24 protein-coding genes are annotated in these 17104 nt (G+C 35.2%); 10 read left to right on the forward strand and 14 right to left on the reverse strand.

Annotated elements, in window-relative coordinates; all coding sequences use genetic code 11:
* Positions 1 to 2 precede the first annotated feature (2 nt).
* Positions 3 to 998 (reverse strand): tryptophan--tRNA ligase, encoded by a 996-nt coding sequence (gene trpS, locus VL047_RS06060; protein ID WP_325359201.1) that lies wholly within the window; start codon positions 996 to 998, stop codon positions 3 to 5.
* 230 nt (positions 999 to 1228) lie between these two features.
* Between trpS and VL047_RS06065 the strand changes: the two genes are divergently transcribed.
* Positions 1229 to 2764, forward strand: a complete 1536-nt coding sequence (locus VL047_RS06065) for a SulP family inorganic anion transporter (RefSeq protein ID WP_325359202.1) — start codon at positions 1229 to 1231, stop codon at positions 2762 to 2764.
* A gap of 71 nt (positions 2765 to 2835) precedes the next feature.
* On the opposite strand, the gene VL047_RS06070 is transcribed toward VL047_RS06065, so the two are convergent.
* Both VL047_RS06070 and VL047_RS06075 read right to left on the reverse strand, forming a co-directional pair.
* A complete protein-coding gene (locus tag VL047_RS06070) occupies positions 2836 to 3123 on the reverse strand; it encodes a HigA family addiction module antitoxin (RefSeq protein ID WP_325359203.1) in 288 nt (95 codons plus the stop codon).
* A 10-nt stretch (positions 3124 to 3133) separates the two neighbouring features.
* Positions 3134 to 3418, reverse strand: coding sequence for a type II toxin-antitoxin system RelE/ParE family toxin (locus VL047_RS06075; protein ID WP_325359204.1), 285 nt, complete (start codon positions 3416 to 3418; stop codon positions 3134 to 3136).
* Positions 3419 to 3593: 175 nt separating this feature from the next.
* Here VL047_RS06075 and VL047_RS06080 point away from each other — a divergent pair, with 175 nt between their 5' ends.
* Genes VL047_RS06080 through VL047_RS06090 form a run of 3 tightly spaced genes read left to right on the forward strand, consistent with a single transcriptional unit; the run spans position 3594 to position 5600 of the window.
* Positions 3594 to 4511, forward strand: coding sequence for a DUF5655 domain-containing protein (locus tag VL047_RS06080; protein WP_325359205.1), 918 nt, complete (start codon positions 3594 to 3596; stop codon positions 4509 to 4511).
* 12 nt (positions 4512 to 4523) lie between these two features.
* Positions 4524 to 5033: a GNAT family N-acetyltransferase gene (locus VL047_RS06085; protein WP_325359206.1), complete on the forward strand. Its 510-nt coding sequence runs from the start codon at positions 4524 to 4526 to the stop codon at positions 5031 to 5033.
* A gap of 54 nt (positions 5034 to 5087) precedes the next feature.
* A complete protein-coding gene (locus tag VL047_RS06090; RefSeq protein ID WP_325359207.1) occupies positions 5088 to 5600 on the forward strand; it encodes a hypothetical protein in 513 nt (170 codons plus the stop codon).
* A gap of 40 nt (positions 5601 to 5640) precedes the next feature.
* Here the strand turns inward: VL047_RS06090 and VL047_RS06095 are convergent, their stop codons facing one another.
* Entirely contained in the window at positions 5641 to 6039 is a 399-nt protein-coding gene (locus VL047_RS06095) for a cupin domain-containing protein (protein WP_325359208.1), read from the reverse strand.
* A gap of 414 nt (positions 6040 to 6453) precedes the next feature.
* Between VL047_RS06095 and VL047_RS06100 the strand changes: the two genes are divergently transcribed.
* Positions 6454 to 7194 (forward strand): hypothetical protein, encoded by a 741-nt coding sequence (locus tag VL047_RS06100; protein ID WP_325359209.1) that lies wholly within the window; start codon positions 6454 to 6456, stop codon positions 7192 to 7194.
* 64 nt (positions 7195 to 7258) lie between these two features.
* Here the strand turns inward: VL047_RS06100 and VL047_RS06105 are convergent, their stop codons facing one another.
* Positions 7259 to 8458, reverse strand: a complete 1200-nt coding sequence (locus VL047_RS06105) for an endo-1,4-beta-xylanase (protein ID WP_325359210.1) — start codon at positions 8456 to 8458, stop codon at positions 7259 to 7261.
* Between the two features lie 150 nt (positions 8459 to 8608).
* On the opposite strand from VL047_RS06105, the gene VL047_RS06110 reads away from it, so the two are divergent.
* Positions 8609 to 8803: a hypothetical protein gene (locus VL047_RS06110; RefSeq protein WP_325359211.1), complete on the forward strand. Its 195-nt coding sequence runs from the start codon at positions 8609 to 8611 to the stop codon at positions 8801 to 8803.
* Positions 8804 to 8824: 21 nt separating this feature from the next.
* Here VL047_RS06110 and VL047_RS06115 read toward each other — a convergent pair whose 3' ends face one another.
* From VL047_RS06115 to VL047_RS06150, 8 genes are all read right to left on the reverse strand, one after another.
* The gene (locus VL047_RS06115; RefSeq protein WP_325359212.1) at positions 8825 to 9187 is read right to left on the reverse strand and encodes a VOC family protein; all 363 of its coding nucleotides are present in this window, start codon (positions 9185 to 9187) and stop codon (positions 8825 to 8827) included.
* A 219-nt stretch (positions 9188 to 9406) separates the two neighbouring features.
* The gene (locus VL047_RS06120) at positions 9407 to 9877 is read right to left on the reverse strand and encodes an SRPBCC family protein (protein WP_325359213.1); all 471 of its coding nucleotides are present in this window, start codon (positions 9875 to 9877) and stop codon (positions 9407 to 9409) included.
* Positions 9878 to 10093: 216 nt separating this feature from the next.
* Positions 10094 to 10888 (reverse strand): DJ-1/PfpI family protein, encoded by a 795-nt coding sequence (locus VL047_RS06125; protein ID WP_325359214.1) that lies wholly within the window; start codon positions 10886 to 10888, stop codon positions 10094 to 10096.
* An 80-nt stretch (positions 10889 to 10968) separates the two neighbouring features.
* Positions 10969 to 11535, reverse strand: a complete 567-nt coding sequence (locus tag VL047_RS06130; protein WP_325359215.1) for a Crp/Fnr family transcriptional regulator — start codon at positions 11533 to 11535, stop codon at positions 10969 to 10971.
* Positions 11528 to 11920, reverse strand: a complete 393-nt coding sequence (locus VL047_RS06135) for a hypothetical protein (RefSeq protein WP_325359216.1) — start codon at positions 11918 to 11920, stop codon at positions 11528 to 11530. Before VL047_RS06135 ends, VL047_RS06130 begins: the two co-directional genes overlap by 8 nt.
* Positions 11921 to 12004: 84 nt before the next feature.
* A complete protein-coding gene (locus VL047_RS06140; RefSeq protein ID WP_325359217.1) occupies positions 12005 to 12535 on the reverse strand; it encodes an NAD(P)H-dependent oxidoreductase in 531 nt (176 codons plus the stop codon).
* 69 nt (positions 12536 to 12604) lie between these two features.
* Positions 12605 to 13054 (reverse strand): GyrI-like domain-containing protein, encoded by a 450-nt coding sequence (locus VL047_RS06145; RefSeq protein ID WP_325359218.1) that lies wholly within the window; start codon positions 13052 to 13054, stop codon positions 12605 to 12607.
* Positions 13055 to 13124: 70 nt separating this feature from the next.
* A complete protein-coding gene (locus VL047_RS06150; RefSeq protein WP_325359219.1) occupies positions 13125 to 14255 on the reverse strand; it encodes a DUF2914 domain-containing protein in 1131 nt (376 codons plus the stop codon).
* 68 nt (positions 14256 to 14323) lie between these two features.
* On the opposite strand from VL047_RS06150, the gene VL047_RS06155 reads away from it, so the two are divergent.
* From VL047_RS06155 to VL047_RS06170, 4 genes are all read left to right on the forward strand, one after another.
* Positions 14324 to 14542 carry a hypothetical protein gene (locus tag VL047_RS06155; protein WP_325359220.1) on the forward strand — a complete coding sequence of 73 codons (219 nt, stop codon included), beginning with the start codon at positions 14324 to 14326 and terminating at the stop codon, positions 14540 to 14542.
* Positions 14543 to 14734: 192 nt separating this feature from the next.
* Positions 14735 to 15301, forward strand: a complete 567-nt coding sequence (locus VL047_RS06160; protein WP_325359221.1) for a Crp/Fnr family transcriptional regulator — start codon at positions 14735 to 14737, stop codon at positions 15299 to 15301.
* Between the two features lie 78 nt (positions 15302 to 15379).
* Positions 15380 to 16120 carry an SDR family NAD(P)-dependent oxidoreductase gene (locus VL047_RS06165; RefSeq protein ID WP_325359222.1) on the forward strand — a complete coding sequence of 247 codons (741 nt, stop codon included), beginning with the start codon at positions 15380 to 15382 and terminating at the stop codon, positions 16118 to 16120.
* 254 nt (positions 16121 to 16374) lie between these two features.
* On the forward strand, positions 16375 to 16515 hold the full coding sequence (locus tag VL047_RS06170) for a hypothetical protein (RefSeq protein ID WP_325359223.1): 141 nt from the start codon (positions 16375 to 16377) through the stop codon (positions 16513 to 16515).
* A gap of 7 nt (positions 16516 to 16522) precedes the next feature.
* On the opposite strand, the gene VL047_RS06175 is transcribed toward VL047_RS06170, so the two are convergent.
* Positions 16523 to 17017 (reverse strand): DinB family protein, encoded by a 495-nt coding sequence (locus VL047_RS06175; protein ID WP_325359224.1) that lies wholly within the window; start codon positions 17015 to 17017, stop codon positions 16523 to 16525.
* Between the last annotated feature and the right edge of the window lie 87 nt (positions 17018 to 17104).

Consider the following 17104-nt stretch of genomic DNA (forward strand, 5'->3'; position numbering starts at 1 on the left):
GTTTAAAATGATTTGATGCCAATTAACTCCCGTACGTCTGATATAGTTTTTTGAGCAGAAGCCCGTGCCTTTTCAGCACCTAAATTAACTACTTTTTTAACATATTCACGATCGTTTGCAATATCATTGATCCTTGAACGCATCGGTTCTGTGGCAACAATCATGTCTTCCGCTAATTGTTTCTTAAAATCGCCGTAGCGAATCTGACAAGTATTGTATAACTCATCGAAATGAGCAACTGTATCATTCGATGAAACTACAGCCATCAAATCAAACAGATTTTGAATATAATCCGGCTTAGCTTGATTTTCAGTTGTCGGACCTGAATCTGTTACAGCTTTCATTACCTTTTTGCGGATAGCCTCTGGAGTATCCGAAAGGAAAATAGCATTTCCCTCACCTTCAGATTTACCCATCTTGCCTTTTCCATCCAGACCCGGAATCTTAACCAGTTTCTGCGTTGAACTAAAAGCATAAGGCTCTGGAAAATAATCTTGGTTATAAAGCCTGTTAAAACGATTACCAAACGTTCTGGCCATTTCTAAATGCTGTTCCTGATCTTTCCCAACAGGAACCTTCGTAGCCCGGTGTATAAGAATATCAGCCGCCATTAGTGTAGGGTAGGTCAATAAGCCTGCATTAACATTATCCGGATTTGCCCGCACTTTATCTTTAAAAGAAGCACTACGTTCAAGCTCACCCATGTAAGCATTCATATTTAAGTACAAATAAAGTTCTGTAATTTCAGGGACATCCGACTGAACGTAAATAGTTGCCTTTTCAGGATCGATTCCTGCAGCAAGGTATTCAACCACCACCTGACGAACATTTTTATGCATTTCGGCAGAAGTAGGATGTGTAGTAAGCGCATGCCAATCGGCAATAAAGAAGAAGCAGTTATAATTTTCCTGCATCTCAATGAAGTTCTTTACTGCACCATAATAATTTCCTAAGTGTAATTTCCCGGTACTCCGGATACCGCTAACGACTGTTTCCATATGGATGCGAAAATACAGATTTTAAGGAAACTTTGGGTAAGGGTGGAGGTCAATTATAATTTATTTGTATTTCAATTTTTTATTTTCCATTTCATAAACACAATATAAAAAGAATATAATTTTAATGGAACCCCTACATTTTCCAAATTTAATTTTGGTTTCTTTGTTGTGCCCGAGGATCTCACTTCAGGTATATTTTACTTTTCTTGCCAATTTAGGTACATACGTTTATGCAGAAGATAATCAATCTGTTTGATTTCAAGCAGAATATAAATTATAAAAATGAAATTCTAGCAGGTTTAACTGTCGCTATGACGATGATTCCAGAATCATTATCCTTTGCTATTCTAGCAGGTCTCTCACCTTTAACAGGATTATATGCAGCCTTTTTGATGGGTCTTGTAACAGCTATCCTGGGTGGGCGACCCGGTATGGTATCTGGTGGTGCCGGAGCAACAGTTGTAGTACTTATTGCTTTGGCTTCGTCACATGGTGTAGAATATCTATTTGCTGCTGTAGTTTTAGCTGGTATCCTCCAAATGTTGGTAGGCCTTTTTAAATTAGGCAAGTTTGTTCGCTTAATACCACATCCCGTTATGTATGGTTTTTTAAACGGTCTGGCAGTTATCATTTTTATGGCGCAAGTAGCACAATTTAAAGTAGTGCAGAACGGTATTGAAACTTGGATGCAGGGACCGACACTCTATTTGATGGCTGGCTTAACTTTGCTCACCATTGCGATTGTATTTTTACTGCCAAAATTTACTAAGGCCGTTCCAGCTTCCCTTGTAGCCATATTAGTCGTGTTTGGAATCGTTTATTTCTTCAATATAGATACAAAGAAGGTAATTGATATAGCTTCTGTAAGAGGCTCGCTACCTTCTTTTCATATACCGCAAATCCCCTTCGATATAGAGACCCTGAAAATAATCTTCCCCTATGCTTTAGTCATGGCAGGCGTTGGATTGATAGAAAGCCTCCTAACATTGAACATGGTGGATGAGATAACCAATACAAAAGGACAATCTAATAGAGAAGCTGTAGCTCAAGGTATTGCAAATATAACTAATGGTTTCTTCGGAGGAATGGGTGGTTGTGCGATGGTTGCCCAAACTTTGGTGAACATAAGTGCGGGAGCCAGAGCAAGACTTTCGGCAATTATCGGTGCTCTTACAATTTTACTGATTATTTTAGTGGGAGGTCCAGTAATTGAACAAATTCCAATGGCGGCTTTGGTTGGTGTGATGATGATGGTAGCCATCGGAACTTTTGAATGGGTAAGTTTTAGAATTATCAATAAAATGCCGCGTCATGATATCTTTATAGGTATGCTGGTAGCATTGATTATAGTACTCTTACACAATTTGGCGTTGGCGGTATTGATTGGTGTTATTATTTCGGCTTTGGTATTTGCATGGGAAAGTGCTAAAAGAATACGCGCAAGAAAGTACTTAGATGAAAATGGAATCAAACATTATGAGATTTTTGGTCCACTTTTTTTTGGTTCTATTGCTGCCTTTACAGAAAAATTCGATGTGCTGAATGACCCACAAGAAGTAATAATAGATTTTAGAGAAAGCAAGGTTGTCGATATGTCTGCGATTGAAGCTCTGAATAAAATTACGGAGAAGTATAAAAAGAAGGGTAAAAAGTTGCGTTTACGCCATTTAAGTCAAGATTGCAGACAGTTACTTAAAAATGCTGAATCGGTTATTGATGTGAATATTATTGAAGATCCTACCTATCAAGTAATGACCAATAAATAAAGATTGAATAAATATTCAATCTAATCCAATAAACGGCGATACACATGAGCAAGTGTTAAACTGGAGTTTAACTACCTACGATAAGGTTCTAGCTTAAATGTTTTAGCTTTTTCAGCAGCGATATGCAAATTATACTTTGTTTGCATATTTGCCCATATTTCGGCTGTTCCACCAAATACTAGAGATATCCGATATGCCATATCTGGAGTTATATCTGATTTTTCATGAATAATATTATTTAGCATTTGACGAGATATGCCAAGCATTTTTGCTGTTTCACCTATTTTTAATTCGTGAGCCTGAATAATTTCTTCCCTTAATATCTCACCGGGATGGATATTCCTCATCTTTCTGTCCATTTCTTTCTTTTTAGTGATAATCAATATAATCTAAATCATAAGCATGTTGGCCATCAAAGTAAAAAATAATACGATAGTTCTTATTCACTTTGATGCTCCAATAGTCTTTTAAATCGCCAGATAGTTTATGAATATTCCAATTTAGAAATACGCTAAAATCTTCTGGAACATGTTCGGCACTATCTATGATTTCAAGCATACGTTCAATACGATTCACATGTTCAGTAGGCAACTTGTTTACTTTTCCTTCTTCCCAAAGTAGTCTTAATCCTTTGTGTTTAAAGCTTTTTATCATGCTAACGATGTAAAGTGTAAATTTACACTTGTTATTTATGAAATGCAAATAATTTGGTTGTTATTACTTGTATTTAATAAGGTAATTCTTTTTTCTGTTACCCATTCCCTCGATCTTTTTTATCTAATCCGTTTAGTTGTTACATTTATAGAAGTTTAACGAAACTGGAATTAAAATGGCGATATACAAACTTGGACCACAACTTGACTTCATAAAAGAACTTTCCTTTAAACTTGAAAGGGATATTCAGAAGATTATTGAAAATAATTTGAATTCACTTTTGCACCTTGATTTTATAAAAACAGAGTTTGCGTTGCACAATTTTCGTATTGATACTCTAGCCTTTGATAGAGAGAACAAATCTTTTGTAATTATTGAATACAAGCGCGATAAAAATTTTAGCGTTATAGATCAAGGTTATGCTTACCTCTCTCTTATGTTAAATAATAAAGCTGATTTTATACTTGAATATAATGAGAGTCAACAGACCACATTAAAGAGAAGTGATGTTGATTGGACGCAGTCGAGAGTGATTTTTATTTCCCCATCCTTCACGAACTATCAGAGGGAAGCAATTAATTTTAAGGACTTACCAATTGAACTTTATGAAATAAAGCGATTTGAAAATGATACGATTTCGTTTGAACAGATTCAAAAATCAACAACAAATGAAAGCATAAAGACAATTTCGAGAAACGATAAAATTGTTGAAAATGTTAGCAAAGAAGTTAAAGTCTTTACAGAACAGGACCATTTGCAAAAAGTTGACTTTGAAACTAGAGAACTTTATGAACAGGTAAAAGAAAGGCTCATTAGTTTAGACGACAATGTAACAACACAACCTAAAAAGCAGACCATTGGGTTTAAGGTAGATAACAATATTTTCTGTGACATTGTATTGCAATGGAAAGGATTAAAAATCTATATTAATTTAAAAAGTGGCGATTTGCAAGATCAAAAACAAATAGCAAGAGACGTTTCAAATGTTGGACACTGGGGAAACGGTTCTTATGAAATTAAACTTAGCGATTTGGATGACATCGATTATGTGTTGAGTTTATTAAAGCAGTCATTAAGAAAAAATAAAAAATAGCTGTCCCAACTAATGAAAATAGAAAACAGTACTTTAAACGACATAGAGACGATCTTTGAATTTTACCATGCTGCTACAAATTATCAGAAAAGTAAGCTCGTAGTGCCTTGGCCGGACTTCGAAAGAGAAATGGTGAAGACTGAGATCTTGGAAAATCGACAATGGAAAATCATCATTGACGGCAAGATTGCCTGTGTTTGGGCAACAACATTTAGCGATCCTCAGATCTGGGAAGAGCGAAATGAAGATCCAGCTGTGTATATCCATAGAATAGCAGTCAATCCGGATTTTAGAGGGCAGAGTTTAGTTGCTAAAATCGTTGATTGGGCGAAACAGCATGCAAAAGATCATAATAAAAAGTTCATTCGCATGGATACTGTAGGAGAAAATATAGGACTTATCAGCCATTATTCAAAATGCGGTTTTGACTTTCTGGGTCTTTTAAAACTGAAGAACACTGATGAACTTCCATTACATTATCACAATGCAACAGTAAGTTTATTTCAAATAGAGATTAAATAGATTAGACTTATTAGTATTTTCAGCCAATAGATTAATACAGTCATAAATTAATACATGAACAACGAGATTTTATTTAGCGAACAACAGAGATTTAAACAGTGGTGGTTCTGGTTAATTTTTCTTGGGATTGATGCATTGTTCTTAATAGGAGTATACAAGCAAATAATTGATGGACAGCAATTTGGTGATAAGCCTATGAGTAACGAGGGACTTATCATTATTACAATCATAGTTGTTCTGCTTACCGTTGCATTTGCACTTATTAAGTTAGAAACTCAGGTAAAGCATGATGGTATCTATGTCAGGTTTTTTCCGTTTCGTATCTCTTTCAAGCATTATCCGTGGGACAGTATCTCCAGTTCATTTGTAAGGAAATACAGACCTCTTGTTGAGTATGGTGGTTGGGGAGTAAGATTTAGTGTTTTTGGAAGCGGAACGGCTTACAATGTTTCAGGTAATATAGGGTTACAACTTATATTTACCAATAAGAAGAAATTATTGATAGGTACAAAAAAGCCTGATCAATTAACTGAAGTACTTAATAAAATCGGACAACTTAAAAAGTAAATTACAATTGAAGAATTCCGAATAAAAATAATCGTTTCACTCATTCATTTGATGCTTCCCAAGCTTTATAACAATCGCTTAATTTAGGATTCTCATCAATCGTTATTGGTAAATCGTCGGTTCCTGCATAAAAAACAATGATCTCAGCAGGAGAGTCTCCTGTATTCTCACCAAAATGACAAGTATTTACTAACTCAACCAGGGCATCACCTTCTTTTAAAAGCAGCTCATTATTTTGTTCATCCACTACGGTTAATTCACCCTTTGTTAGTACGCCGGCATTGATAACCAAATGTTTGTGAATACTTAATCTAGAATGGGGAGGGATCGTTATTTTCAGAATCGTTATTTTGGGTTTCCCATCCGGATACTCTGGTAAATCATTCCCATTCCAACTTTTATTTGATTCTATTAGGGTAACTTTTTCTATCTTGTCCATACTTTGTAAATAAGTATGACAAATAATTTTACTTTTAGTTTTACTTTCAACCTCGATCTACTCAATCGAATATAGTAGTCTATATAACTGGTATGTAACATCTAAGGACCTTGTAATACATATCAGAGTTATTAGAGAATTATTCCTGTGGTATGTCTACGCTTTTTTGGCTTTTATAGCGTAGATATAGCAGTGTAATCTTTCTGTAAGTTTTCTGTAATGTAGGAGAAGGTATAGAGATGGATCGTTTAATGTACGTTCTGTTAATGGAGAACGTATATTTTAGCTGTTCCTAATCATTTAATCCTGTTGTTAATCAAATGCCCGTTTCATTAAGCAATTTTCTCACAAACTAGCCTTCCGCATATAATTCGCCAATCTTTGGTTTTGTTTCACGCATTAAATTTTAAGATTATGGCAATTATTAAGAATGGTAAAATTCATGGACGGATTGGAAACTATGTTTATCGCGTATTGAACGGACAGGAAATCATTCAATCCTACCCGCGTACGGTGAAACCTCGAAAAGGCACTATCGTGGAAAGTAAAAGATTTGGGAAAGCATCCACTCAAAGTTCAAGGGTTTTCAGATTGCTGAAATTTTTTTCTTTAAGCCTTCAAGAAGGGTCACTGTATTGTAGTATGGTTAGCTTTTTTAGAGGTAACTTCTTTTCTAAAACAGAAATCAATAAAGATCCGGCTTATGATGATTGGAACGTAGTTCCTGGTTTTGAAAGAATGGTTATTAATTCAAAAGTACAGATTAGTGATATACTTCTGGAAAATCCAAAAGTAACAATAGCTGGGGATAATTCTACAATTAGTATCGCTGAATTTAAGGCTGATCCTTCAAAAAAAAGTTTGATGAGTGATATGTCTTATTTGGGTTTCGCGTTCGCGTTAATCCATTATGATTTCGACGATGAGTATGCTGAGGTAATTCATTATTTTGAATCGGAACGTTTCAATATTTCGAAAGGATTTGAGGAACAGAATTTTGAAATCCCATTGCTCGCAGGAAAAACTCCAATTGAAAATGGTATGCTGCTTCTTGCTTTCGGATTGAGGTTGTATGTGACTCCGGAGGGCTATGGCTATTTAAATAATAAGAGCTTTAATCCTTGTGCTATATTGGGTGTTTGGTATAAGAGGTAGGGGGGAGAAGTATAATGGTTATAAACAACGAACTCCCTAATGATTAGAGAGTTCGTTGTTTTATTTAATTTGAACTAGCTTCAATAACCGCTGTGAAAGCTGGTTTTGGTTTCAGGTCTCCAGTAAATAAAAGGGCGTCTTGTCCTCTACGCCAAGATCTAGTATCGCTAATGCCCCATAAAGTAACACGATCAATAACATCTGAGTGGCGCATAAAAATCTCAAACAGTTTTCTGTATACTTCAGCTTGTTTTTCATAATTCTCTGCTGGTATAGATCTGTCGCCTTGGTTCACACCGAAAGCGCCACTATTATTCCCAGTTGCTGTTACGTCTAATTCTGTAATAGAAACTTTTAGACCAAGAGATGCGTAATTTTCAATGGCTTTTTCAACGTCTTCCAAATTGGTGTCTAAGTGCCAGTGTCCTTGAATACCAACACCAGTAATTGGAGCTCCTTCTGCGATAAGACGCTTCAATAATAACATAGAACTGGCGTGTTTACCTGTATTTTTAACGGCACCTTGCTCAATATTGTAGTCGTTATAGTAAAGATCTACATTCGGATCAGCTTCGTGAGCCCATTTAAATGCTAAGGTTAGTACTTCTGGTCCAACAACCTTATACCAGCTAAAATCTCGTAGGTTTTCTGTTGTTCCGTCACCACCATCGGCAATCGATTCATTGGCAACATCCCATCCGATAACCGAACCTTTGTAGTGTCCGGCAACAGTCATAATATGATCCTTAAGACGTTGAAGTACTACTTCGCGACTAGCTAGCTCTCCCTTGATGCTATTACGCCACATTTCAGACATAGATGGGCGAGGGGCATTGGGGTCTCTGTTTCTTGTTGGGCGTGTTGGAGGGCCAGTAACTGGTTCAGCATCTGTGTTATCTGCTTGAAAGAACCAAGGAGCTGTTTGTGAATGCCACAATAGAGTATGTCCCCAAACCTTTATGCCATTCTCCTTACACCAAGCAACCATGGCATCTGGAGATTCAAAATTATACCTGCCTTCAGAAGGGTGTATGGGTTGCGGTTTCATGGAGTTTTCAGGTGTATTAATGTCATAATGTGCTTTGACATTTGCTAACTCTGCTTCCGAAAGCCCTCTTAAATCGGTTGAAGTTCCTATGAGAAATTTACCAGCGTAGGCTTCTTTTAATGTTTTTTGTGGGTTTGTGTTGGTCTGACCGTATACTGTTGTGGAACATAGTGCCACAGCTAGTATAAAGTTTGCAATGTAATGTCTTTTACTCATGATTTTTTTACTTATGGTTTATTTGGATATATTTTACCTTTAAAGATACTTTTTTAACTTATATAAACTTGTTTTTTTTATATAAACTTGCTTTTATATAACTATTATGGATGAATTGTTGCCGACTTTTACAAGAATAAAATAAAGATTATGAAATCTGATTTCATCCACATTAAGGAAAAAAAGATAGCTTACTATACAAGGGGTAATAAACATAATGCACTCTCTGAAAATGGATTATGTGAAGTGATTGTAGATTGCGGACATTATGTGCCGGAGGAGCAACCTCAGTCCCTTTTATTGGTTTTCAAAAAGTTCTTGCAATCCGTTCATTTAGGATCGTGATAGTTGGTAGGCAGGCCACTATTAGTCAAGTTGAAAATGTGGGTTGAAAATTAAGCCAATTACATTTCCGAATGGGTCTTTCAGCGTTGCTGTCATTATTTCACCACCAACGTTGAAAGGTTTTTCATTTTCGATCGCTCCTAATTCAATAAGTCTGTCAAAAGTCTTTTGTATATCTTCTACACCCCAATACGAAACTACACTTTCAACTTTATTTAAAGTCGGATTTTCTTCCGGTTGAAGGCCTAATTCGTATCCTTTAATGTTGAAGCCGACATAATAAGGTTCGTTGAAATAGGGCTTCGTTTCAAACGCTTTTGAGTACCATTCTGTTGCTTTTTGAATGTCTCCAACTTTATAAATTGTTGTTCTAAGTCCTAACATATTTCTTGCGATTTGTTTTTCTTGTCACTTTGTTGGTGTGTGTAGGTCTTGGATTATACTAACGTTCCGCGGCTATGCGCCGGGCGGGGTTTTTACTAAAATGGTCCTTTTGGAAACGAACATTTCTCGTATCCGTAATCTGTCAACCGAAGGACGGATTACGCCTGGCGCATAGCCGTTGTTGGCGGTTCGTTGTTTTTAGTCATTAAGTTTGTCAATTTAATGTCCGTGATTAACAACTTCTTTTGGGTACTTATCTGCAATTAAATTCAAATTAATACCGTGTTCCAAATATGCTTTTAGTCCGTCCAATACAGTCGTAAACCCACCTGTACTATCTTTAATTTTATCAATAAGTTCATCGCCCTTTAAGTTAAAACCATAGTTCTTAATCACAACATAAGTCTTATCTTCTGCTATTTCTATAAATTCGAAGTCTATGGTTGTCATTGGCTCATCCCATTCTATTGTTATTTTCTTATTGGGGATTATCTTTTTTACGTGTGCATTAATTGAAATTCCGTACATCTCCCATTCCCATTTCAAAGTTTTACTTTCTTCTAATTCTCCACTTGACTTTGTGAACCAAAAATTTGTAGTGATTTTAGGGTCGATGAATGCAAGAAAAACTGTTGATACAGGTTTCCTGATTAACATTTGAGTTTCTACTGTTAGAATGTCATTTGTCATACTATTATTTTTAAAGTTTCAATTTCTTCGTTGAACCGTCCGTTATAATGACCGCCAACATCTGTATTAACGAAATCATATTTCGCCAATCAACGTTATATATGTATAGCGTTTTATTCTTAAGTAAATATATTAAAACATTGACTAGTAGAGAAATATATTAATCATTTGCAAAATAGCGAAACTATTAATAAAGTATTCTTGTTAATATGAGATTTATTCTTTCGATAAATATTCAGTTAATGCTTCTAAATATAGTTTGTTAAAGGAAGAACCAGAAAATGGATTCTGACTGGTCACTAAATTTCTGTCCTTTACCGCATAGTTTGCTTTTGGTAGTCCACTTCTATATTTTAACCCTAATCTTCTTAATCCCCTTGCTGTTTTTCTATTTTCAGGTTTTCCTTTCATGATGAAACGTTCAATAACGAACTCCTCAATGGGTGAGACCGAATTAACTTTGAAACCGATGTATGGGTTTTCATTTTTTGGAATAGTTAATATCAGACTTGGAGCGTGGCAAATAAGTCCAGTTGGTTTATTTTCCTTTGCAAAATACTTTAAAAGGATTGGTATGTTATTATCATCTTTCAAGTCTACCATTAAGCCTTGTCCACCAGGAATTATTAAGCCTATATACTCTGATTTTTTTTCGAGAGCCTTTTCAAGTGTTATTGGATTGTTAAACAAACTATTTGTCTTAGTAAATGATATTGCCTCCTTTTTTACATTTAAGCTGTTTTTCCAATATTTGTCTTGAATGCTTTCTTCATCTATTGTTGCAACTATTCCATTTGGTGTTGCGATATCTACGGTATATCCAGCTTCGGTTACCGATTTGTAGGCAAGATAAAACTCATTTAGAAAAACCCCGGTTTGTCGAAGCTTTTCTCCGTTGTTTAATTCTAAGGTATCTGCTGCACTCATTATGAATAATATCTTATTACTTTGTGCAGAAACCTTTACTGTGGCCATGGCCATAACGATAATCACGCTTATTGTTTTCTTCATTTTATCCTATTAAATTATTTTTCGTGTTAAGACAAAATTCACGAGAATAAAATTTGAAAACATTTACATAGGTAAAGATTTTACCTTTTTGCCCTTATTCGGCTCAATTGAGTTGGAGTAATACCTAGATAGGAAGCGATATGGTACTGATTAATTAGGTTTTCTAAATCAGGATGTTCTTTTTTGAAAATTTCATAGCGTTCGGTCGCTTCAAGAGTAACGAGTTCAATTTCACGTTTCTCTTTTATGGTAAATTTGTATTCTGCTAATATTCGAGCAAGACTTTCAAACTTTGGATACTCTTTATAAAGAGAGGTGAGTTGATTAAAATCAGCAAAAAAGAGTGTGCAGTCTGTTAAACACTGAATGTTAATTAGGTTTTTCTGCTTTGTTGTTATTGAGGAGTAAGCTGCAACAAAGCTTGATGGCGTGAAAAATGTTTTATTGTATTCACTTCCCGATTTATCACGAAAAAAGGCTCTTAAGACTCCGTTTGAGACAAAAGCTAATTTTGTTGAATATTCTCCTTCTTTGGCAAGATAATCAGACTTCTTCAACTGAATTTCAGAGAATAGTGAAGTGAATACTTTCATTTCACTATCTGTAAAATGGATTAAGCTTTCTAGATATATTTTTAGTTTATTCATTTTTTGAAGAACCTACATAAGTCAATATTTCAACTGTGTGCGTTCCATTAAGTCCACTTTCGTCTCTTAACCTCTGGAATTCTTTGAATGATGGAACATTCAAGATTTCAGTTTGAACTTCCTCGTTACGATAAGTAGAATAGTGAACGAATGTAGTATTATCATCTTTTGTGTAAATATTATATTCAAAAGTCGATGTATCAAGGTTTTTAAAGTCATCAAGAAATTTTTGAATATTCTTTTTGTTCTCTTCAACAAATGCTGGTTTTACCGTGTAAGTTACAATTACGTTTATCATTGTTTGCTTTGATGGGTCAAAAAATTGAGTGTTGCATAAATAGCCATTGCGAGTCCAAGCTATAAGAAGTTGGTGATTTCGAAGCACAAAGTACTATTTAACTACTGAACCGCCAATTTATTGTAGGTGCTGTTGATGTGTGTTGTTTGGGATTATACTAACGGTTGGGTTTTAGTTTATTAAATTTATTAAAGCATTTGTAAATACATATATTTTTTTTTCAGTTTCCTTGTCAGTTAAATTTCCTTGTTCGTCAAATTTTCCCTTAATTCCTTGAATTAATAAACAAGTTTCGTCTGTAAATTTTGCCATTATTGTTTTCATTATTAGTTGTAATTCTTCGTGTCCTTTTTGTCCACTTGCAGAAGCCGTTATTATTCCAATTGGTTTGTCCGAAAAAATTGTTGTCGAAATACACCATTCAATTGAGTTTTTCAGTCCACTTGGAATACTAAAAACATATTCTGGTGTACAGAAAATTATTCCGTCTGCTTTTTCAATATTTTTTCGAAATTCAATTATTTGTTTTGGTGGATTGTCCGAAAGTTCAGGGTCAAAATGGGGTAAAGTTTTTAGGTCGTTATAGATTGTCAGGTTAAATTCTTTGCTTGTCAAACTTGCGATTTTTTCAACAAGTCTTAGGTTTGAAGAAATTGAACTCGCACTTCCAATAATTGCTAAAATGTTTTTCTTGTTTGTCATTAAATTCTATATGTTTTCTGTCCTTCGTGAACTTCGGTACAATGACTGCTAACGGTTTGCGTCTTTACTTTAATTGTTTATAGAAATGAAAATGTCAATTTCTGCATTGTTCCAATCGAGACTTCTCTCATCATATACTTCAAAGTCGAAACCAAATTTCCGATTGAGATTAGAGTTCCAAATTCTTGTCCAGGCATCAGCAATACAACCTGTCATTTGACCTTTGGCAGTTTCTTTATGATAGTTTTGTTGAGGAATTATGATTTCGTCTAAACTTTTAGGTTTTTCAGTGTTTTCATCAACTTTACATCCGATGAAATATGAAAAAAGTCCATTTTCGTCCTGCTCATAATCATAGTAAACAGCATAAATAGTTTCAGAAATTTTATTCGGTATAAATCCCGCTATTTTGTTTTCTTCAAAATATTGCCATAACTCACCACAGTCTTTTCCAGATTGTCCGTTTTCGTTTTTTGTTTTTCCGTTTAGTTTTAATCCTATTAATTTAAAATTGGTCATTTTATTATTTGAATAGGTTGACATCATAATAACAATATAAGGAGATTCAAGGAATTAATATCCCTTTTGACTAAAACGTTCTTTCCTTTAAATCTATTTGTTTTGTGCTAGACCCTGAAACAATTTCAAAATCAACCACACCTAAAACAAGCTCTTCGTCTACAGTAATGACTTCTACTTTCCAGATTCCGTTCTTAACATTGTTTTTGTAGGTATATCCTCGATAGCCGCCTGTTCTGCCGCCTTTGATTTCATAGGCAATGTCTTCTACAATTTCCCAGTTTTTAGTAGTCGGGTTTAACCATTTCCAACGATGCGCAATGGCTTTTTCCAGGTTGGTAGGAGCGAAGATGGATGTGAAAATATAAACATCTTCATTTGGACGGTGTGTGAACTCCAATCGGTGGTCTCTCCAGAATATATACCATTCATCTGCCTCATAGATAACTTTGTACTTATCATTGCTTATTTCTACCTGGTGGGCAACAATACCCTCTTCCAATGCTAAGGGAACAGGAGGGATTAGTTTAAAAAAATAAAAGAAGTTTAATGTTGTATAAAGTATCAAGATCATGCTGATCATTTTCCCTAAATGAACTTCTTTGCGGGTGCTGGGACTTACTAGGTAGATAAAAATTAGTAGGCTGAAAATATAAGCTAAACTAGTAAATCCAGAGATCAGAAAAATATCTTGATTCATCTTTCTGATAAAAACGGGAATTATAAAGCTGAAAAATGTAAAGCTTAAGAAATAGAGTACGCTAAATTGCAAGTATTTATTTGAGATTCGTTTTTTCAACAATTCGTTTGCGAATAGTATAAAGACTAAAATGATGAAAAATGAAGCTGTTTTTGATAGAGAGACGCTCCTTGAGAAATAAATGACGTAGGCACTTGAAAGTGCACCAAAAGAAAATTGTATGGCTAAAGGAAGGTAGATCTCGAATCTCTCGATAAAGGTGTTTTTCCACTTTTGATCATCAGCTAAATTAAGAAGATAGATATTTACCGTTAGGAATATCATGTGGAGGCAAAGGATACTAAGATCATATATTCGATCTATTCTGCCTAGGGTCATGGTGTCAAAGATGAATCCTCCCATGAAAAATAGTACAGGTAGGTGCTTTTCATGCTTTCGAATGTATCTTCGAAATGCACTGTTTCTAAGTCGTACCAATTTTCTTTTCGTCTTTATTTCCACCGACTTAAATTAAGGTTTTTTTAATCTAATATAATTTTGGGTTTATACATAATATCTGTCTTTATTTCATGAAAATAGTTCTATCCATCCTTATTAGTTTTATATCCCTTGCAACCTACGGCCAGGTTGAAAGAGCAAGTCAATATTATCAGTTAACGTTGCACGGGAAGGCTGAAGATAATGGAAATTCTTTTCATTGTATTGATACGGCCAAGTATGCTGATATACCAGAAAGTGTTATCCAGCCAATACTCTTCTTTAAAATAGGACTTCCATATTCTGCTTGATTTTTATTGTAAGTCTTTATAAAGGCTTTTTGTGTATTTTTCTATATTTTAGTCATTGGCATTAAGTGGCAGTAGTATTTGGCCGGACATGATCACTTATCTGGTGGCTTAAATAAATCGGTAATGAGCTATCAGAAGTTGTTTTTACCAAATGGTAAATAAGCCAAAGGATATAATTTTTAACTTGCACATATGGAAGAATTAATTGGATATATTCTGCAATTTGGAAATCTTAACAAGCAGCAAATTGAACTTGTAATAAGCAAGGGACAAATCCTGCAATTAAAAAAAGAAGATTATTTTTCTGAGGCGGGCAAAATTCCAAAGGAGGTTGGATTTATAGTAGAAGGTGTTGTTCGTGGTTGTTATTACAATAATACAGGTGAAGAAATTACCCGTTGTTTCATCAGCGAAAACAGCCTTGTATGTGATTATGTCAACTTCGAGGCAGATACCTCATCTTCTGAGTACTTGCAAGCTATTACAGATTGTTGTCTTATCGTATTTTCAAAAAAGAATTGGGAAGAGCTATCCCATACTATCGTGGGTTGGGACAATATCAAGAATAAAATGGTACAGCTGTGCATGTACCAAAAGTCAAGGAAAGGCCCGGTAATTTCGCAGGACGCTACCACAAGGTATCTTGAATTTTTGGAAAATTACCCTTTATTTCCGAACCGTGTTCCATTATCATACATAGCTTCCTATTTAGGAGTAACCCAACAGTCTCTTAGCAGAATACGGAAAAACATCCGCTGATGCGCTTTTTACCATTTGGTAAATGATCCCACTGTCTAATACCTGATTTTTGTATTGAAAATTTTAAGATTACAAAATATGAAAACGGTATTAATTACAGGATCAAACAAAGGCATCGGTTTTGAAACTGCCAGACAACTTTTAGAAAAGGGATTTTTCATATTCATTGGGAGCCGTAATATTGAGAACGGTTTGGAGGCAGTTCAGAAACTTAATACGGAAGGATTTTTAAATGTCGAAGCCGTAGAACTGGATGTTACTGACCTTGCATCGGTACGTTCAGCACGGGAAGAATTAGGTAATAAGGTTTCGGTTTTGGATGTACTCATCAATAATGCAGGTATCAACGGAGGAAGCGATCCTTACACCGTACTGGAAGCCACAAGTGACGAATACATGGCTGCATTTAAAACAAATTTGGTAGGTACAGCGAACGTTACACAAGCTTTTATAGATCTGCTCAAAAAATCCTCAGAACCAAGAATAGTCAACTTGAGTACCAGCGTAGGCTCTCTTTCATTGCAAAGTAATCCGGAATGGCCTGCGTACAGCTATGCTAAATACGGAGTTTACGCAATATCAAAAGCTGCTCTTAATATGTACACAATCCAGTTAGCATATGAGTTGCGTGATACAAATTTTAAGGTAAATGCCGTTTGTCCGGGACTTACGAAAACTGACTTTACATTCTTTAATGGTGGCGAGGTCAGTGTTGCTGCCAATAGAGTAATCAAATACGTCCTGATTGATAATAATGGTCCGACCGGTAATTTCTTTAGTGAAGAAACCAATCCTGCTACAGGAGAAATTCCTTGGTAAAAGAATACGCCGACAGCACAAACCTATTTATTCTAAAGATTTTTTTTAGATATCATTCTATCAATCATAGGTAAAGAAGTTATGATAAAAAAAAAGAGGTTGAATAAATTTCAACCTCTTTTTGCGTTTCTATTAAACAATAGGGGGAGGTTACGCTCTTAGATATTGATAGACAGTATTTGTATTCAATACGTAATCACGGGGAATAACTTTGCTTCAAACCTAATTAATACAGTTGGAAACCTTATTTCAATTTGGCCGAAGGTGCCGATAAAGATGATACTGAAAAAGATGTTTATTGGAAATATCCATCGGAAGCTTTCGGCCAATATTATTATGGTGCAACGCAGGCTCTTTCTTTAATTATTACTGCTGTGAAACATAAAATTATCTGATCGTTCTTTAAAAAGATTCGTCGGCGCTTGGTCCGTAGCTTCCGGGAATCGGGATATCTAACAAGCGTAAGAATACACCAAGCTGTGCTCTGTGGTGAATAATTTGCGATAGAGACATTCTAATAATGTCTGCTTTTGTTCCTGTACTCAATATGGTATCACCATTTCTTAAAGTCCATGTTTCTGAAAATGGTTCCTCTTTGGCATTCTCCAATTGGCTTATTCCATCCGCTAAATTGTTTTCCAACTCGGCCAATAGCTCTTGGGTGGTATTAAGGTCTTTTGGTTGATAAGGGGTGCTGGCAAAATCCAGTTCAGTAGTGTTTAATGCCATGCCAACCCAAGATGGAAGGTCTGCAATATGGGTAGCTAAGCTTTTTATAGTCATACTCTTAGGATGTGGCTGCCAGCCAAATTTATCGTCTGGTATACGAGATAGCATCTCTCTTGTTGCTTTGCTTTCGTTTTTTAGTTCCTTTAAGAATACTTCAGACATTTTCATAATAAATTGTTTTTAAGTGTGATGAATTTACTTTTTTCTAATTGTACAACAAAGAAACTATGAGCTGCTGACAACCCTGTGTCAGTA

The organism is Albibacterium sp. (genome assembly GCF_035514885.1).
Taxonomy (GTDB): domain Bacteria; phylum Bacteroidota; class Bacteroidia; order Sphingobacteriales; family Sphingobacteriaceae; genus Albibacterium.

Bases quoted from the DNA above. Each gene is read 5' to 3' on its own strand.
- trpS (WP_325359201.1), bottom strand. From the start codon at position 998: ATGGAAACAGTCGTTAGCGGTATCCGGAGTACCGGGAAATTACACTTA.
- VL047_RS06065 (WP_325359202.1), top strand. From the start codon at position 1,229: ATGCAGAAGATAATCAATCTGTTTGATTTCAAGCAGAATATAAATTAT.
- VL047_RS06070 (WP_325359203.1), bottom strand. From the start codon at position 3,123: ATGGACAGAAAGATGAGGAATATCCATCCCGGTGAGATATTAAGGGAA.
- VL047_RS06075 (WP_325359204.1), bottom strand. From the start codon at position 3,418: ATGATAAAAAGCTTTAAACACAAAGGATTAAGACTACTTTGGGAAGAA.
- VL047_RS06080 (WP_325359205.1), top strand. From the start codon at position 3,594: ATGGCGATATACAAACTTGGACCACAACTTGACTTCATAAAAGAACTT.
- VL047_RS06085 (WP_325359206.1), top strand. From the start codon at position 4,524: ATGAAAATAGAAAACAGTACTTTAAACGACATAGAGACGATCTTTGAA.
- VL047_RS06090 (WP_325359207.1), top strand. From the start codon at position 5,088: ATGAACAACGAGATTTTATTTAGCGAACAACAGAGATTTAAACAGTGG.
- VL047_RS06095 (WP_325359208.1), bottom strand. From the start codon at position 6,039: ATGGACAAGATAGAAAAAGTTACCCTAATAGAATCAAATAAAAGTTGG.
- VL047_RS06100 (WP_325359209.1), top strand. From the start codon at position 6,454: ATGGCAATTATTAAGAATGGTAAAATTCATGGACGGATTGGAAACTAT.
- VL047_RS06105 (WP_325359210.1), bottom strand. From the start codon at position 8,458: ATGAGTAAAAGACATTACATTGCAAACTTTATACTAGCTGTGGCACTA.
- VL047_RS06110 (WP_325359211.1), top strand. From the start codon at position 8,609: ATGAAATCTGATTTCATCCACATTAAGGAAAAAAAGATAGCTTACTAT.
- VL047_RS06115 (WP_325359212.1), bottom strand. From the start codon at position 9,187: ATGTTAGGACTTAGAACAACAATTTATAAAGTTGGAGACATTCAAAAA.
- VL047_RS06120 (WP_325359213.1), bottom strand. From the start codon at position 9,877: ATGACAAATGACATTCTAACAGTAGAAACTCAAATGTTAATCAGGAAA.
- VL047_RS06125 (WP_325359214.1), bottom strand. From the start codon at position 10,888: ATGAAGAAAACAATAAGCGTGATTATCGTTATGGCCATGGCCACAGTA.
- VL047_RS06130 (WP_325359215.1), bottom strand. From the start codon at position 11,535: ATGAATAAACTAAAAATATATCTAGAAAGCTTAATCCATTTTACAGAT.
- VL047_RS06140 (WP_325359217.1), bottom strand. From the start codon at position 12,535: ATGACAAACAAGAAAAACATTTTAGCAATTATTGGAAGTGCGAGTTCA.
- VL047_RS06145 (WP_325359218.1), bottom strand. From the start codon at position 13,054: ATGACCAATTTTAAATTAATAGGATTAAAACTAAACGGAAAAACAAAA.
- VL047_RS06155 (WP_325359220.1), top strand. From the start codon at position 14,324: ATGAAAATAGTTCTATCCATCCTTATTAGTTTTATATCCCTTGCAACC.
- VL047_RS06160 (WP_325359221.1), top strand. From the start codon at position 14,735: ATGGAAGAATTAATTGGATATATTCTGCAATTTGGAAATCTTAACAAG.
- VL047_RS06165 (WP_325359222.1), top strand. From the start codon at position 15,380: ATGAAAACGGTATTAATTACAGGATCAAACAAAGGCATCGGTTTTGAA.
- VL047_RS06175 (WP_325359224.1), bottom strand. From the start codon at position 17,017: ATGAAAATGTCTGAAGTATTCTTAAAGGAACTAAAAAACGAAAGCAAA.